The following is a 15,015-nucleotide window of genomic DNA, read 5'->3' as shown; positions in this document are numbered from 1 at the left end:
TCACCCTACGCTCGCGATCATTTCGCTTCGGCAGGCCCTGGGGCGGCCGGGCGGTCCAGGGTGTGCTCGGTAACGGGCAAATCGCCGTCCAGCGCCCGCGCGATGGCGTCGGCGACCAGCGGCCGCACCTCCGCGACGGTGACCTCGCGGCCCAGTTCCCGGCTCAGGGTGGTGACGCCGGCGTCGCGAATCCCGCACGGCACGATGGCCTGGAATCCGTCGAGGGCGGAGTTGCAGTTGAGCGAGACCCCGTGCAGGGTGACCCCGCGCTGCACGCGCACTCCGATCGCGGCCACCTTGCGCTCGGGCAGGAAGTCCGAGCCGGGCAGCCAGACGCCCGAACGTCCTTCCACCCGACCGGTTTCCAGTCCGAGCCCGGCGCACACGGTGATCAACGCCTCTTCGAGCCTGCGCACGTACTTGACCACGTCGACCGGCTCGGCGAGTCGAATGATGGGGTAGCCCACCAGTTGCCCGGGCCCGTGCCAGGTGATCTTGCCGCCGCGATCGACCTCGATGACCGGGCTGCCGTCCACGGGCAGATCGGCGGCCTCGGTGCGACGCCCGGCGGTGAAGACGAAGGGATGCTCGAGCAGTAGCAGCCGGTCCTGGCCGCGGCCCTCGGCGCGTTCGCCGGCGATGGCGCGCTGTATGTCCCAGGCTTTCGTGTACTCGATCAGGCCCAGATCCTCGACCAGCAGGGGTGTGCTGTCGAAGCGGGCCGAGGCGCCGCGTACCGGTGCGGTGGGCACCGGTGCGGTAGCCGTCGTGCTGTCGCTCACGAGAGCGACGTTACGCCATCGTCGAGCAGCAATTGCATCAGCGTCAGGTCCATCCACCGGCCGAACTTGTGGCCCACCTCGGGCATCTGCCCGACGATCCGGAACCCGAACTTCTCGTGCAGGGCGACCGAGGTGAGGTTGGAGGATTCGATGACCGCGATCATCGCGTGCACGCCACCGCGATCGGCCCGGACCAGCAGTTCGGTCATCAGGGCCTTGGCCACCCCGCGCCGGTGGAATCGATCGGCCACGTAGACCGAGTTCTCGACCGAGTACCGGTACCCCGACTTCGGCCGGAACTGGCCGTAGCTGGCATATCCGGCGACCGCGCCGTCGATCTCGGCGACCAGGATCGGGCACTCCGCCGCCGTCCGGGCCGCGAACCAGGCTTCCCGTTCCGCCAGATCGGCGAGTTCGGTATCCCAGATGGCGGTGGTTTCGGCGATCGCGGTGTTGTGGATCGCCAGGATCTCCGGAAGATCACTCACGCGGGCGTCGCGCACCAGCAGCTCGGCGGGCGCGAGCACGAACGGTTCACTGCTCACCGGGCCAACGGTAGCGATGCTCCCGCTGTGATCCGCGCCTCGGTGCCGGTCACTTGTCCATGCACGCCATGAGGCCCCCCGGGTCGATGATGTGCAGTGTGCAGCGAACAGGATCCTCGACCTGGTCGACCATGTTTCCGGCGACTACGAGACCTACCGCGACGATGAATTCGGCAATGATTGTCTTGATCATGATGTGACCCCAGCATTTCTTCGCTGGCCCGCATCCGGTACGAGCCAGACAGGGGGTTACTCGGCAATCGGGATCGCCGATTCTCTCTGCTGCCCCACCGTTGTCAGTGGTCAGGGCCGATCACTACAAGATCAAGCATGACATACCGGGGCCGCGCCGAACACCCTTTCGCTAATTGCGTTCGCGCGATGATTTATTCAGTCCCGGCCGCCGGTGACGGCATTCAACGCGGCGCCGATCGTCGGATGCCGGAATTGATATCCCGCCGCTTCGAGCACGGTGGGAATGGCCCTGGGCCCGTGCAGGATTCCCTCGTCGGCGAATTCCCCGACGGCCAGGCGCAACGCGAACGCGGGTACCGGCAGGGGAGTGGGACGATGCAGCGCGCGCCCCACCGCGCGGGTGAATTCGGCGTTGGTGACCGGGGCGGGACCCACCATATTCACGGGGCCGGATACCGATTCATCGCCGAGCGCGAACAGGATCGCGCCGATTTCGTCGTCGAGCGAGATCCACGGAACGTATTGCCGCCCATTGCCGAGACGGCCGCCCAGCCCCAGAAAGTAGAGCGGATACAGCATTCCGAGCATGCCGCCGTGCCGGGCCAGCACGACCGCGCTGCGCAGGCGTACCACCCGGGTTCCGGCGGCCGCGGCCGGTGCGGTGGCCGCCTCCCAGTCACGGCACAGCCCGGCCAGGAATCCGGTTCCCGCGGGAGAGGTTTCGGTCATGACCCGGTCGCCCGAGCCGCCGCCGTAGTAGTGCACGCCGCTGGCGTTGACCAGCGTCGGCACGCCCGCGGCGGCGACCGCGGAGGAGAGTACGTCGGTGGGCACGATGCGGCTGTCGCGCAGCTCCTGTTTGTAGCCGCCGTTCCAGCGCCGCGCCCCGATGCCGGCGCCGCAGAGATTCACCACGGCGTCGGCCCCGCGTAGCGCCTTGGCGTCGAGTTCGCCGCGCGCCGGGTCCCAGCGATATTCATCGCGGGCATGGGCGGGACGGCGCACGAGGCGGGTCACCTCGTGCCCGTCGCGGCGCAGTGCCGCGACGAGCGCCGTCCCGATCAATCCGGAGGACCCGGCGACCACGACCTTCATGCCGATAGCGCCCTACAGCCCGAGGTCGCCCTCGAAAGCCGCCTCTTCCAGCCGGTGCCGGATGGTGGTGAGGAAGCGGCCCGCGTCGGCGCCGTCGATCAGGCGGTGATCGTAGGTCAGGGGCAGGTAGGCCATCGAGCGAATGCCGATGAACTCGCTGCCGCTGTCGGTGATCACCATGGGGCGCTTGACGATTGCGCCGGTACCGAGCATCGCCGCCTGCTGCGGCATCAGGATCGGGGTGTCGAACAGCGCGCCCTGGGACCCGATGTTCGTGATCGTGAAGGTGCCGCCGGACAGCTCGTCGGGCTTGAGCCCGCCGTTGCGCGCGCGGTTGGCGATATCCGCGATGGCCCGCGCCAGCCCCGCGAGGGACAGGTCGTTGGCGTTGTGGATGACCGGCGAGAGCAGGCCCTGCTCGGTGTCGACCGCGATGCCCAGGTTGACCACCGAGTGGTAGGTGATCTCCTTGGTCTCGTCGTTGTACGAGGCGTTGACGTTCGGGTGCACGCCGAGCGCCTCGATAGCGGCCTTGGCGAAGAACGGCAGGAAGGTGATGTTCACACCCTCGCGCGCCTTGAACGCCTCCTTGGCCTTGTTCCGCAGTGCGGCGACCTTGGTGAGGTCGGCCTCGTGCACCTGGGTGAGCTGCGCCGTGGTCCGCAGGGACTCGAGCGTCTTGGTCGCGGTGATCTGCCGGATGCGGTTGGCCTTCTGCACGGTGCCGGGCAGGTTGGCCAGGTTGCGATCGGGGGTCTTGGCTGCCGCGGGAGCGGCGGCCGGTGCGGCGGCGGGCGCGGCCGGAGCCGGAGCCTTCTTCGCCTCCGCGGCGGCCAGCACATCCTGCTTGCGGATGCGACCGCCGACGCCGGAGCCCTTGAGGGTGGCCAGGTCGACGCCGTTCTCGGCGGCGAGCTTGCGCACCAGCGGGGTCACGTACGGACCGCCGTTGGAGGAGGGCTCGTCGGCCGGGGTGGCGGCGGCGGGGACCGGGGCGGGCTTCGCCGCCGGGGCGGGCGCCGGAGCCGGAGCGGGCGCCGGAGCCGGAGCCGGCGCGGGAGCCGGAGCGGCGGCCGCGGGGGCCGGCGCCGGTTCGGGCTTGGGCTCGGGAGCCGGGGCCGGGGCGGGAGCCGGTGCGGGCGCGGAAGCCGGTGCGCCGCTTCCGATTACGCCGAGCTGACCGCCGACGGCGATGACGTCGTCCTCCTGCGCGGAGATCTCGAGCAGCGTGCCCGCGACCGGCGAGGGGATCTCGGTGTCGACCTTGTCGGTGGAGACCTCGAGCAGCGGCTCGTCGATCGCCACGGTGTCGCCGACCTGCTTGAGCCAGCGGGTGACGGTGCCCTCGGTGACGGATTCGCCGAGTTCGGGCATCTTCACGGGGGTGCCGGATCCGGCGGCGGCGGCGGCCGGCGCGGGCTCGGCGGCGGGCGCCGGGGCGGCGGCCTCGGGCTGCGGGGCGGGTGCGGGGGCTGCCGGCTCGGGGGCCGGGGCAGGAGCTTCGGCGGGGGCAGCGGCGGGAGCCGGAGCCTCTCCGGCCTCACCGATCAGGCCGAGTTCGCCGCCGACCTCGACCACGTCGTCTTCCTGGGCGGAGATCTTGACCAGCACGCCCGCGGTGGGAGACGGGATTTCGGTGTCGACCTTGTCGGTGGAGACTTCGAGCAACGGCTCGTCGACCTCGACCGTGTCTCCTTCCTGCTTCAGCCACCTGGTCACAGTGCCCTCGGTGACGCTCTCACCAAGAGCTGGCATCTGGACGGAGAAGGCCATGTCCGTTGACTCCTCTGACTGCTCGTCGGGTTAAACAGTTATCTCCGGCGGGCCGTCCGGACGCGGGTCGCGGCGGAAGCCCGTATGGCAGCCGACCATTCGGCTGCCCCGTAGATCATTAGGTTGTTGTTCCGGTTCCCCATCCTTGCACTCGTTCGGGTGCGGCGTGTCACAGGGCGGCCGTTCAGCGGACCTGTCAGGGTCCGAAAACCGGCTGTGAGCACGAAGAGGATGGGTTCGCCGTATGGGTCACACCCGTTGCCCGACCCTTGCGATGGTTCGCTCCAGGTTTGCCCTACGGGCAGGCCCGGGCGGCGGGCGCGGGTGTCGCCGGCCTCGGCAATCGAGGCCCGACATGGGGTAAATGTCCGGATATGCGGGGCCGCGTACAACGGCCCCGCGATACGGCCAGCTACTCCGCGGCGATGCTTTCGAGGGTCGCGATCAGGGTGCGAACCGGTACGCCCGTACCACCCTTGCCGATGTAGCCGAACGGCCCGCCGGTGTTGTACGCCGGGCCCGCGACGTCGAGATGCGCCCACTGCACGCCCTCGGGCACGAACTCCTTGAGGAACAGCGCCGCCGAGAGCATGCCGCCCCAGCGATGCGGCGCCACGTTGGCCAGATCGGCGACGCGGGAGTTGAGGTCACCCCGAAGCTCGGCGGGAAGGGGCATGGCCCAGCCGTTTTCGCCGACGCCCCGGGAGATCGCGGCGACCCGGTCGCGGAACTCGTCGGTGCCCATGACGCCCGGGGTGCGGGTGCCCAGGGCCACCATCTGCGCGCCGGTCAGCGTCGCGACGTCGATGATGTAGTCCGGCTCGTCCTCGCTCGCGCGCACGATGGCGTCCGCCAGGATCAGCCGGCCCTCGGCGTCGGTGTTGATGACCTCGACGGTGGTGCCGCCGTACTGCACCAGCACGTCGCCCGGTCGCTGCGCGGTAGCCGACGGCATGTTCTCGGCCATGGGCACGGTCGCGGTGACGGTCAGCGGCAGGCTCAGCCGGGCCGCCAGCAGCACGGTCGCGATGACCGCCGCCGCACCGCCCATGTCCGAGGTCATGTTCTCCATGCCCTGGGCGGGCTTGATGGAGATGCCGCCGGTGTCGAAGGTGATGCCCTTGCCGATCAGCGCGACCTTCGGGTCACCGCCCGCGTAGGTGATGCGCACCAGGCGCGGCGGGCGGGACGAGCCCTTGCCGACCCCGATGATGCCGCCGTAGCCCTTGTCCGCGAGTTCCTTCTCGTCCAGGACCTCGACCTGCAGTCCGGCGGCCTTGGCCAACTCGGCTGCGCGGTTGGCGAATTCGGCGGGGAACAGATCGCTCGGCGGGGTGTTCACGAAATCCCGTGCGGTGGCGACGGCTTCGGCCACCGACCGGGCGCGGAACAGCGCTTCTTCGCCGAAACCGGTGTCCGGGACCAGGAATTCGACGCGCTGGATCGGCTGATCGCCGGCCTTGGGCGCGGACTTGCCGGACTTGAAGGCCGAGAACTGGTATGCGCCCAGGTAGAAGCCCTCGGCGGCGGCGCCGATGTCCAGGCCCGAGAGCGTGGTGACGGCGGTGCCGACGCCGGTCAGCGCGCGCCCGGCCGCGCCCGCGGACTTGCGGATCTGTTCGGCGTCGATCTTGTCGGCCGCCCCGAGCCCGACCGCGAGCACACTGTCCACCGTCAGGCCGGCGGGTGCGGGAACGCGAGTGAGCTCCTCCGCCTTGCCCTTCGCGCCGACCGCCCGCAGTGCGGTCAGCAGCGCCGCCCGGGTGTCCGCATCCAGCACATCACCGAACGCGTCCGCCGGGGCGATCGCGGGCCCGTCATCGGAGGAGGTGAGTCCGACGACGAGTACATCGGCCTCGCCGATGCTCTCGGTACGTGCCAGTTCCGGTCCGAGCGAACGATCTGCAACAGCTGTCATGCCGCCCACGTTAGCGCGCGTGCGCGACGCTCACCCGTCCGGCGCGCCTCGGCTCCCGACGGCGATGCGGGGGTCGCGGCAGGTCGTCCGATCCGGGCCCCGGGCCTGGTACTTCGGCTCGAGCTGATCGGGAATCGCGCCGGAAATCGGTTTGCGCCCGGCCGCGCGATGCGTCACGGTTGGCACGAATGAACGAGAAAGAGATCACACGACTGTCCAAGCGGATGTCGAACTGGCTGCGCCACCACCCCGAGGCCATCGGCCTGACCCCGGATTCGGCGGGCTGGGTGCCGGTGGCGGCGTTCCTGCGGCAGGCGGCCGCGCACGGGAAGGGTTTCACCCGCGCCCAGCTCGACGCCGTGGTGGAACAGAACAACAAGAAACGCTTCGAGTTCGACGAGTCGGGACTGAGAATTCGGGCCCGGCAGGGACATTCGATTCCCGTCGAGCTGGGGTACGAGCCCGCCGAACCGCCGCCGGTGCTCTACCACGGGACCGGCGAGCGCAGTGTCGGGCTGATCCTGACGCAGGGCCTGCGGCCCATGAACCGCCACGATGTGCACCTGTCCCTGGATCTGGACACCGCGCGTCAGGTCGGCGGCAGGCACGGCAGGCCCGCGATTCTGCGGGTGGACACCGTCGCCATGCGACGGGACGGGCACGAGTTCTTCGTCACCGGAAACGGTGTGTGGCTGGTGGATTCGGTTCCGCCGCAGTACCTCACGCTGGACTGAGCCGCTGTGCCGCACCGGGCGACCCCGGCCCGCGCTGTGCGATCCGATGCCGTGCGGATGGCCGACGCCCCGCCGCCCGTGGGCAGACGGAGGGCGGAGCGCCGACCGGCGACCCGGAGCGTCGGCAGGATTCGGCCCCGGGGTCAGGTATCAACGGTTGTGCGTGGCGATGATTCCCGCCACCAGATAACCCCGTGCGACCAATGACGCGCTAACCGAATTCCAATGGCGGCCCGCCGCCGGCCCGGATCGGGAAAATGCCACGTCAACAGGGATCGACACCGGATTGACGGTGTTCCCGGCTCCCGCGCGGGTTCGGGCAAATACCCTGGAAAAGACACCGCCGTCGGGCATTCCACGCGGTCTCCCGCCGCCACGCCCGCCCCGGATCGCACAGGAGGACTCCAGTGGCGAAGGCGAAATTCCAGCGCACCAAGCCCCATGTCAATGTCGGCACCATCGGCCATATCGATCATGGCAAGACCACCCTGACCGCCGCCATCACCCAGGTCCTCCACCATCAGAACCCGGCCATGAATCCCTTCACGCCCTTCGACGCCATCGACAAGGCCCCGGAGGAGCGTCAGCGCGGCATCACCATCTCGATCGCGCACGTCGAATATCAGACGGCGGCAAGGCATTACGCGCACGTCGACTGTCCCGGGCACGCGGATTACGTGAAGAACATGATCACCGGCGCGGCGCAGATGGACGGCGCGATCCTGGTGGTCGCCGCGACCGACGGCCCGATGCCCCAGACCAAGGAGCACGTCATCCTGGCTCGCCAGGTCGGCGTGCCGAAAATGGTGGTGGCTCTCAACAAATGCGACATGGTCGAGGACGACGAGATCCTGGAGCTGGTCGAGCTGGAAGTCTCGGAACTGCTGAGCGAGTACAACTTCGACGGTGACAACACCCCGGTGGTGCGCGTCTCGGCCTATCAGGCGCTGATGGAGCCCTCCGGCCCCTGGGGCGCGGCCATCGTGAATCTGCTCGAAGCGGTGGACGACTGGATCGAGACGCCCGAGCGCGAGGTGGACAAGTCCTTCCTCATGCCGATCGAGGACGTCTTCACCATCACCGGGCGCGGCACCGTGGTCACCGGCCGGATCGAGCGGGGCATTCTCAAGGTCAACGCCGAGGTCGAGATCGTCGGAATTCGCCCCAGGACAACGCGAACCACGGTGACGGGTATCGAGATGTTCCGCAAACTGCTGGACGAGGGTCAGGCGGGGGAGAACGTCGGCCTGCTGCTGCGCGGAATCCGCCGCGAGGACGTGGAGCGCGGCCAGTGCGTCATCAAACCCGGTTCGGTGACCCCGCACACCGAGTTCGAAGGTCAGGCGTACATCCTGTCCAAGGAGGAGGGCGGCAGGCATACGCCCTTCTTCGACAACTACCGCCCGCAATTCTATTTCCGCACAACCGATGTGACGGGTGTGGTGACCCTGCCAGAGGAGGTGGAGATGGTGCTCCCGGGCGACAACGTCACGATGTCGGTGGTGCTGATCCAGCCGATCGCGATGGAGGTCGGACTCAAGTTCGCCATCCGCGAGGGCGGTCGCACCGTGGGCGCGGGCCAGATCACCAGGATCATCAAGTAGCCGTCCCGCGCGACCGGGCGGCCCACCGCGGTGGACCGCCCGGATCACTCAGTTGTAGACCGCGCCGAACGACGGAATCGAGATGGTGCCCTTCTGGTACTGGAAGCCATCGGGATTGGCGTCGCTCACCGGCACCGGCCAGCGGTGCCAGAGGCTGCCGTACACCGCCGCGACGATCAGGCCGGGGCCGGGATCGAGGACCGCGGTGCGAATGGTGGTGTCCACCGGCACATCCTGGTGTTCGGTCAGGACGGTGGTGCCGCTGCGGCCGTTGGACAGGTTGAACCACATCACCTCGAGCTTGGCTCCGCCCTGATTCGGCGAGATCGTGCCCGGCCCGCCGAAGAAACCGACCCGGAAGCCGTCCAGCCCGAGCGCAATTCCGGAGCCGTAGGCGCCCGGCCCGGCGCCGCGCCCGATATCGGATTCGGCCGGAATCTGGAAGGGCTGTGCGGGTAGCGCCACCTCGGTGACACGCTGCCCGGACGCGATCAGATCCCGTACCGCCTGTTCGGCGGCGGGATTCCCGGCGGCCGCGACCTGTAGTCGCGATACGGCGACGGTCCAATCCAGTGCCGGCTCGGCGGTGGTGACACCGCTGTTGAATCCGGCGAATGCCGCCGCTACCAGCAGCGTTGCGACGAGACGACCGGTGAAGCGGGTACGACGCATGTTCGGATCCTCTCGGATTGTCCTGTACCGCATACCTATCGGTCCCATCCAAACACCGGGTTCGTGATCGGCCGCCGAGGACTCGCCGGGGAAACGCGCGGGGTGTCCGGAGCCACCGTGATCGAATCCGTGTCGTACGCCCCCGAAAACGGCCCGGCTGTCTAGGCTGAGCCGACCGTCGTGACGGTCGCGGGTGATGAAGGGTGTCGAGTTGGTGGAGTTGCGTGGCGATGTGGTGCCCGAGGATCGGGCGCAGTCGGCGGCGGGCGCCGCGAGCCGCGGGCTGGGCTGGGAATGGCCGCAGGGGAGAGCCACCCGCGCCCTGCAGTTCGACCGGACCCAGCGGGTGTGGGAGAACAGCGTGGTCCCGGGCCGCGTCCGCCCCTACGTGGTCGCCATGTTCAATCTCAAGGGCGGGGTGGGCAAGACCACCACCACCGCGGCCCTGGCCGAGATACTGTCCGCGGAATTCGGCAAACGGGTTCTGCTGATCGACCTGGACCCGCAGCGCAATCTGACCACCATGATGATCGGCGAATCGGCGGCGGCGGAACTGGATTCGAACGACAGCACGCTGGCCGCGATCTTCGCCGACGCCTGCGCCCGGTCGCGCCCGCGCGGGGCGGGCGCCCTCATTCAGCGGGGGGTCTCGCCGCTGGAGGTCGTGGCGACGGTGGATCTGCTGGCCTCGTCACCGAAACTGATCGGCCTGGGGGATTTCATGGGCCGCCTGGCCGGCGTGGACCCGACCCGGATTCTGGCCGAGTCGTTGCGCGGTGTGCTCACCGACTACGACTTCGTGCTCGTGGACTGCCCGCCCAACCTCGGCCCCATCACCCAGAACGGCCTGCGCATCGCCGACGGCTACGTGATCCCCACCATCCCGGATTTCATGTCCACGTACGGTATTCCGCCGGTGCAGGCGCATATCCGGCAGCTGGCCGGACAGTGGTCGGCGCCCATCGAGGAACTAGGCGTGGTGATCACCAAGTACCGCGCGTCCTCCGCCGTCCACCGCCGGGTGCTCGATCAACTGCGGGAGAACCGCACGCTGCCAAGGCTTTTCCCGACCCGGATCCCGGAGTCGAATCAGATCGCGGCGGCCGCGGAGTTCGCCGACTTCGGCAGTCTGCGCCAGAAGTACGGCGCGGGCGGGCAATTCCTGGCGCTGCGCGAGCTGACCGCGGATTTCCAGGCCACGACGCGGATCAAACTCGCCTGGGGGAGATGAGCGCCGCGACGCCCGAAGCGGTTGCGGCCCAACGCTCGACACTGTCGACGGGGGTACTCTCTCCACGTAGAGCGGCCGGCCGCGGCTCAGCGCCGCAGGGCCGCCCGCAGCTTGAAGAAAGCCGTGGTCAGGTCCGAACGGACCTGACCACGGCGTCCCCGGGCCTCCAGTCTGCGATCACCGGAGACCCGGCCCTGATACTTCTGCAGTGCACCGCGCACGCCGCGCATCCGGCGTGCCATGTTGTTCTCGAAAGTCATACCCCGGACATTCCCGCGGTGCGGGCGGGCAAACGAACCACTCGCCGATTCGCCGCCCGGGGAACGATGTTCGCCGCCGCGACGACTATGCCGTCGGTACCGCGACGAGCGGGTAGACGCCGTTCTCGTCGTGCACTTCCTGCCCGGTGACCGGCGGGTTGAACACGCACATCATGCGCATCCGGGTGCGGGTGCGCAGCCGATGCGGTTCGTGGCCGTCGAGCAGGTACATCGACCCGGGCCCGAGCTCGTAGTCGATCCCGGTCGCCAGGTCGGTGAGCGTGCCCTCGCCCTCGACGAGCCACACCGCCTCGACATGGTTGGCGTAGTGGAACTCGTGCACCGTCTCGGCCTCGATGGTGGTCTCGTGGAACGAGAATCCCACCCCGTCCCCGCCGAGCACGATGCGCTTGCTGCGCCAGCCCGCGTCCGCGACATCGCGGTCGGTGCCGGTGATCTCGGCTGTACTGCGCACGATCATGTCAGTTCACCCGCTCGGTGCAGATCACGTCGACGGCGGCGGCCAGGATGTCGAGGCCGTGGTCGAGCTCGGCGCCGGTGATGGTCAGCGCCGGAAGCAGTTTCACCACTTCGTCCTCCGCGCCCGAGGTCTCCACCAGCAGGCCGCGTTCGAAGGCCAGCTGGGTCACCTTGCCCGCCTGCGACGCGTCGTCGAAGACCAGGCCCTGCACCAAACCCTTACCGCGCGTGGACAAGCCCTGGTACCCGACCGTCAGCTCGCTGAGCCGGCGGTGGGTGTGCTCACCCTTCACCAGGGTCGCGTTCTGCAGCGTGCCGTCCACCCAGTACTGCTCGAGCGCGGCGGCCGCGGTGATGAAGGCCGGGTTGTTGCCGCGGAAGGTGCCGTTGTGCTCGCCCGGCGACCACTGGTCGTGCTCACGCTTCATGAGCACCAGCGCCATCGGGAGTCCGTAGCCGCTGATCGACTTCGAGAGCGTGACGATGTCCGGGGTGATGCCGGCCGCCTCGAAGGAGAAGAACGGCCCGGTGCGGCCGCAGCCCATCTGCACGTCGTCGACGATGAGCAGAATGCCGCGCGCGGCGCACAATTCGGCCAGCCGGCGCAGCCAGTGCATGCGGGCGACGTTCACGCCACCCTCGCCCTGCACGGTCTCCACGATGACAGCCGCCGGGATGTCCTGCCCCGAGGACGAGTCGTCGAGCACCCGCTCCATCCACTCGATGCCGTCGGTATCGCTCAGGTAGCCATCGAAGGGCATGGCGGTGGTGTGCACCAGCGGGACGCCGGCGCCCGCGCGCTTGCTGGCGTTGCCGGTCACCGACAGCGCGCCCAGGGTCATGCCGTGGAAGGCGTTGGTGAAGTTGATGATCTCGGTGCGCCCGGTCACCTTGCGGGCCAGCTTCAGCGCCGCCTCCACCGCGTTGGCGCCGGTCGGCCCGGGGAACTGCACCTTGTAGTCGAGGCCGCGCGGTTCGAGGATCACCCGCTGGAACGTCTCGAGCAGATTCCGCTTGGCGATGGTCGACATGTCGAGCCCGTGCGTGATGCCGTCACGGGAGATGTAGTCGATGAGGGCCTGCTTGAGCACCGGGTTGTTGTGCCCGTAGTTCAGCGAGCCCGCGCCGGCGAAGAAGTCGAGGTAGTCACGCCCGCCCTCGTCGTGCAGCCAGGAGCCGCTGGCGGTGTCGAACACGGTGGGCCAGGACCGGCAGTAGCCGCGCACGTTCGACTCGAGATCGTCGAAGATCGTCATCTCGGTGGTTGTCATCGGATTTCCTCCAGGGTCCTGGGTCGAGTGATGCGGTACAAGCGCTCGGCCTCGTGTTGGTCGGGAAAGTCGTTGCTGTCGAACAGCGGCTGGTGCACCAGGACGGAGTCGCGCCGCTGGGCGAGCGAGCCGAACATGGCGATGGAAGCCGGGTTGTCGTGGGAGATGGTGGTCTCCAGGGTGGAGATGTTCTCCGCGGCGCAGATGTTCAGCAGCCGGTCGAGCATGGCTACTCCCAGGCCGCGGCCGCGGTGCGCGTGATCGACGGCGACCTGCCAGACGAACAGCACATCGGGATCGTGGGGGCGGCGGTAGCCGATCACGAATCCGGCGATTTCACCGTCGATTTCGGCCACGATCGAGGTGGCGGCGAAATCCCGGCACCACATCAGATAGGCGTAGCTCGAATTCGCGTCCAGCACCTGGGAATCAACGGCGATTTTCCAGATGCTGCCCCCATCGTCCACCTGTGGGTTTCGAAGAACGTAGTGCGAACCACCTTCTGGTTCATCGAATAGAGCAGTGGTCTTCGGGTTTACTGGGAATTGACTGAATCGGGTCTGCATGACCGTTTCAGCTTTACGAACCAATTTGAAGATAGACCGGTCGGAATCATTACCGTCATGTTACGAGCGCCTTACCGCTCGGAGTCTTTGCAGATCGGCAGGCGAATCGCGAATCGCGCACCGCCGCCGGGACGTTCGCCACATTCGACCCGCCCGCCGTGTGCGGCGAGGGTCTCACTGACCAGGGCCAGTCCGATGCCCGTGCCGGTCGCGGTGCGCCTGCTCGCGCGCGCGGTGGCGAACCGCTCGAAGATGCGCTCGCGATCCCCCGGGGGAACGCCCGGACCAGCGTCGTCGATGAGAATCACCGCCTGATCGCCGATCCGCCGCACGGTCACGTCGGTGATGCCGCCGCCGTGCCGCACGGCGTTGTCGAGCAGGTTCGCGAAGGCGCGCTCGAGTTCGAGTTTGCGGCCGCGCACGGTCATATCCTGGTGCACGGTAAGAACTTCGGGCGCATGTCTGCGCCCGGTGAGGGTATGGCTGAGGAGTTCACCCACCCACAGCAGTTCGGCGTCGGCGGCGTGCACCCCGGCCTCGACCCGCGCGAGCGCCAGCATGTCGTCCAGTACCCGGCGCAGATGTTCGACCTCGTCGCTGATGAGGCCGAGGGCCAGCCGGGAGCGCTCGGGCAGATCCTGCTCGTACCGCTTCAGCACCCCGACGCTGGTGACCAATGTCGTGAGAGGAGTACGTAATTCGTGTCCGACATCGCCGACGAGCCGACGTTCACGCTCGGCGCTGTGTCGCAGCGGCGCGAGCCTGCGATGGCAGGCCCACGCCCCGAGCACAGCGCCGACGCCGAGCGAAAAGACAACGGCCAGAACGAAACCGACCGCGATCACCGCTGCACGTCGAGTCGGTACCCCAGCCCGCGCACGGTCACGATGAGCTGTGGGTCGGAGGGATCGAGCTCGACCTTGGTCCGTAGCCGGCGGATGTGGACGTCGACGATGCGCTCGTCACCGAAGAAGCCTCGATCCCAGACCCGTTCCAGCAGTGCGGATCTGCTCAGTACGCGACCGGGGGTCTCGGCCAGCTCGCACAGCAGCCGGTATTCGGTGAGCGTCAGATGCAGCTCTTCGTCGCCGCGGCGCACGATGCCGCTCTCGGTGGACAGCACCAGGGGCGCACCCGACTCCTCGTCGAGCACCACCGTGCCGAGGCCGGAATCGGTCTCCTCCTCTGCCGCGGCCTGCTCGGCGAAGCGCGCGCGCCGCGCCACCGCGCGCATACGCGCGGTGATCTCCTTGACCTCGTACGGTTTGGTGACGAAATCGTCCGCGCCCGCCTCCAGAGCGGCCACCACATCATGGGTGTCGTCGCGCGCGCTGACCACGATGATCGGCACGTCGTGGTCGCGGCGAATTTCCCGGATACAGGTGAATCCGTCCATTCCGCCGAGCATCAGATCGACGATCATGAAGTCGGGAGCGCCATTGTCCGCCAAATAGCGCAGCGCCTCTTCGGCGGCATCGGTATCGGCGACGTCGTATCCCTCGTCTTCCATCGCCAACCGCAGCGCGGCTCTAATTCGGTCGTCATCTTCAACGATCATCAGGTTCGCGCTCATCACTACTCCCCATCGGACACGAATAAACGTGCCCTGCCTCACACAGGTACATATTCGAATTCACACAACAGTCACGACTACCCCGGTTTGATCGTGGTCAAACGCCGCCCGCCGTCGTCCGATACGGCCCGGAGCCGGATGTTTCCGTGGTCACGGGCTCGATTGGCGGAATGTTCGCCGGCCGCCGGAGTGAGCTAGATCTCTCCGGCGTCCGCGCGGCGTACGCGACGCGCCCACTCGCGTGTCAGGTTCCCGACCTGCGCGAATTCCCCGATAGCCTCACCGGTATGCGCCGGCGATCGGCGCCGATGCCATC

16 protein-coding genes are annotated in these 15,015 nt (G+C 68.2%); 3 read left to right on the top strand and 13 right to left on the bottom strand.

Going from position 1 to position 15,015, the window contains the following annotated elements; genetic code table 11:
* Positions 1–17 precede the first annotated feature (17 nt).
* The 6 genes from lipB to ACWIGI_RS05030 all read right to left on the bottom strand — a co-directional run bounded on the left by lipB (position 18) and on the right by ACWIGI_RS05030 (position 6,308).
* Complete coding sequence (gene lipB / locus ACWIGI_RS05055; protein WP_454201438.1) at positions 18–752, bottom strand: lipoyl(octanoyl) transferase LipB; 735 nt, start codon at positions 750–752, stop codon at positions 18–20.
* A gap of 26 nt (positions 753–778) precedes the next feature.
* Positions 779–1,291, bottom strand: a complete 513-nt coding sequence (locus ACWIGI_RS05050; protein WP_454201437.1) for an N-acetyltransferase family protein — start codon at positions 1,289–1,291, stop codon at positions 779–781.
* Positions 1,292–1,376: 85 nt separating this feature from the next.
* Positions 1,377–1,520, bottom strand: coding sequence for a hypothetical protein (locus ACWIGI_RS05045; protein WP_454201063.1), 144 nt, complete (start codon positions 1,518–1,520; stop codon positions 1,377–1,379).
* Positions 1,521–1,717: 197 nt separating this feature from the next.
* Complete coding sequence (locus ACWIGI_RS05040) at positions 1,718–2,617, bottom strand: TIGR01777 family oxidoreductase (RefSeq protein WP_454201062.1); 900 nt, start codon at positions 2,615–2,617, stop codon at positions 1,718–1,720.
* A 12-nt stretch (positions 2,618–2,629) separates the two neighbouring features.
* Positions 2,630–4,390, bottom strand: a complete 1,761-nt coding sequence (gene sucB / locus ACWIGI_RS05035) for a 2-oxoglutarate dehydrogenase, E2 component, dihydrolipoamide succinyltransferase (RefSeq protein ID WP_454201061.1) — start codon at positions 4,388–4,390, stop codon at positions 2,630–2,632.
* A gap of 412 nt (positions 4,391–4,802) precedes the next feature.
* Positions 4,803–6,308 carry a leucyl aminopeptidase gene (locus ACWIGI_RS05030; RefSeq protein ID WP_454201060.1) on the bottom strand — a complete coding sequence of 502 codons (1,506 nt, stop codon included), beginning with the start codon at positions 6,306–6,308 and terminating at the stop codon, positions 4,803–4,805.
* Between the two features lie 188 nt (positions 6,309–6,496).
* On the opposite strand from ACWIGI_RS05030, the gene ACWIGI_RS05025 reads away from it, so the two are divergent.
* Both ACWIGI_RS05025 and tuf read left to right on the top strand, forming a co-directional pair.
* Entirely contained in the window at positions 6,497–7,042 is a 546-nt protein-coding gene (locus ACWIGI_RS05025; RefSeq protein WP_454201059.1) for an RNA 2'-phosphotransferase, read from the top strand.
* A gap of 407 nt (positions 7,043–7,449) precedes the next feature.
* A complete protein-coding gene (tuf, locus tag ACWIGI_RS05020; RefSeq protein ID WP_454201058.1) occupies positions 7,450–8,646 on the top strand; it encodes an elongation factor Tu in 1,197 nt (398 codons plus the stop codon).
* 48 nt (positions 8,647–8,694) lie between these two features.
* On the opposite strand, the gene ACWIGI_RS05015 is transcribed toward tuf, so the two are convergent.
* Positions 8,695–9,318, bottom strand: a complete 624-nt coding sequence (locus ACWIGI_RS05015) for a hypothetical protein (RefSeq protein WP_454201057.1) — start codon at positions 9,316–9,318, stop codon at positions 8,695–8,697.
* A gap of 397 nt (positions 9,319–9,715) precedes the next feature.
* Here ACWIGI_RS05015 and ACWIGI_RS05010 point away from each other — a divergent pair, with 397 nt between their 5' ends.
* Positions 9,716–10,549, top strand: coding sequence for a ParA family protein (locus tag ACWIGI_RS05010; RefSeq protein ID WP_454201436.1), 834 nt, complete (start codon positions 9,716–9,718; stop codon positions 10,547–10,549).
* A gap of 86 nt (positions 10,550–10,635) precedes the next feature.
* On the opposite strand, the gene ACWIGI_RS05005 is transcribed toward ACWIGI_RS05010, so the two are convergent.
* The 6 genes from ACWIGI_RS05005 to ACWIGI_RS04980 form a co-directional block, all read right to left on the bottom strand.
* Entirely contained in the window at positions 10,636–10,809 is a 174-nt protein-coding gene (locus tag ACWIGI_RS05005) for a hypothetical protein (protein WP_454201056.1), read from the bottom strand.
* Between the two features lie 85 nt (positions 10,810–10,894).
* On the bottom strand, positions 10,895–11,290 hold the full coding sequence (locus ACWIGI_RS05000; protein WP_454201055.1) for an ectoine synthase: 396 nt from the start codon (positions 11,288–11,290) through the stop codon (positions 10,895–10,897).
* 1 nt (position 11,291) lies between these two features.
* A complete protein-coding gene (gene ectB, locus ACWIGI_RS04995) occupies positions 11,292–12,560 on the bottom strand; it encodes a diaminobutyrate--2-oxoglutarate transaminase (protein ID WP_454201054.1) in 1,269 nt (422 codons plus the stop codon).
* Positions 12,557–13,126, bottom strand: coding sequence for a diaminobutyrate acetyltransferase (gene ectA / locus ACWIGI_RS04990; RefSeq protein ID WP_454201053.1), 570 nt, complete (start codon positions 13,124–13,126; stop codon positions 12,557–12,559). The genes ectB and ectA overlap by 4 nt, the downstream gene beginning before the upstream one ends.
* A gap of 71 nt (positions 13,127–13,197) precedes the next feature.
* Positions 13,198–13,971: a sensor histidine kinase gene (locus ACWIGI_RS04985; protein ID WP_454201052.1), complete on the bottom strand. Its 774-nt coding sequence runs from the start codon at positions 13,969–13,971 to the stop codon at positions 13,198–13,200.
* The gene (locus tag ACWIGI_RS04980) at positions 13,968–14,699 is read right to left on the bottom strand and encodes a response regulator transcription factor (protein ID WP_454201051.1); all 732 of its coding nucleotides are present in this window, start codon (positions 14,697–14,699) and stop codon (positions 13,968–13,970) included. The genes ACWIGI_RS04985 and ACWIGI_RS04980 overlap by 4 nt, the downstream gene beginning before the upstream one ends.
* Positions 14,700–15,015: the final 316 nt, after the last annotated feature.

This window comes from Nocardia sp. NPDC055321 (assembly GCF_053645575.1).
Note: the sequence above shows the minus strand (reverse complement) of the source record. Positions and strands in the feature narration are given on the sequence as shown.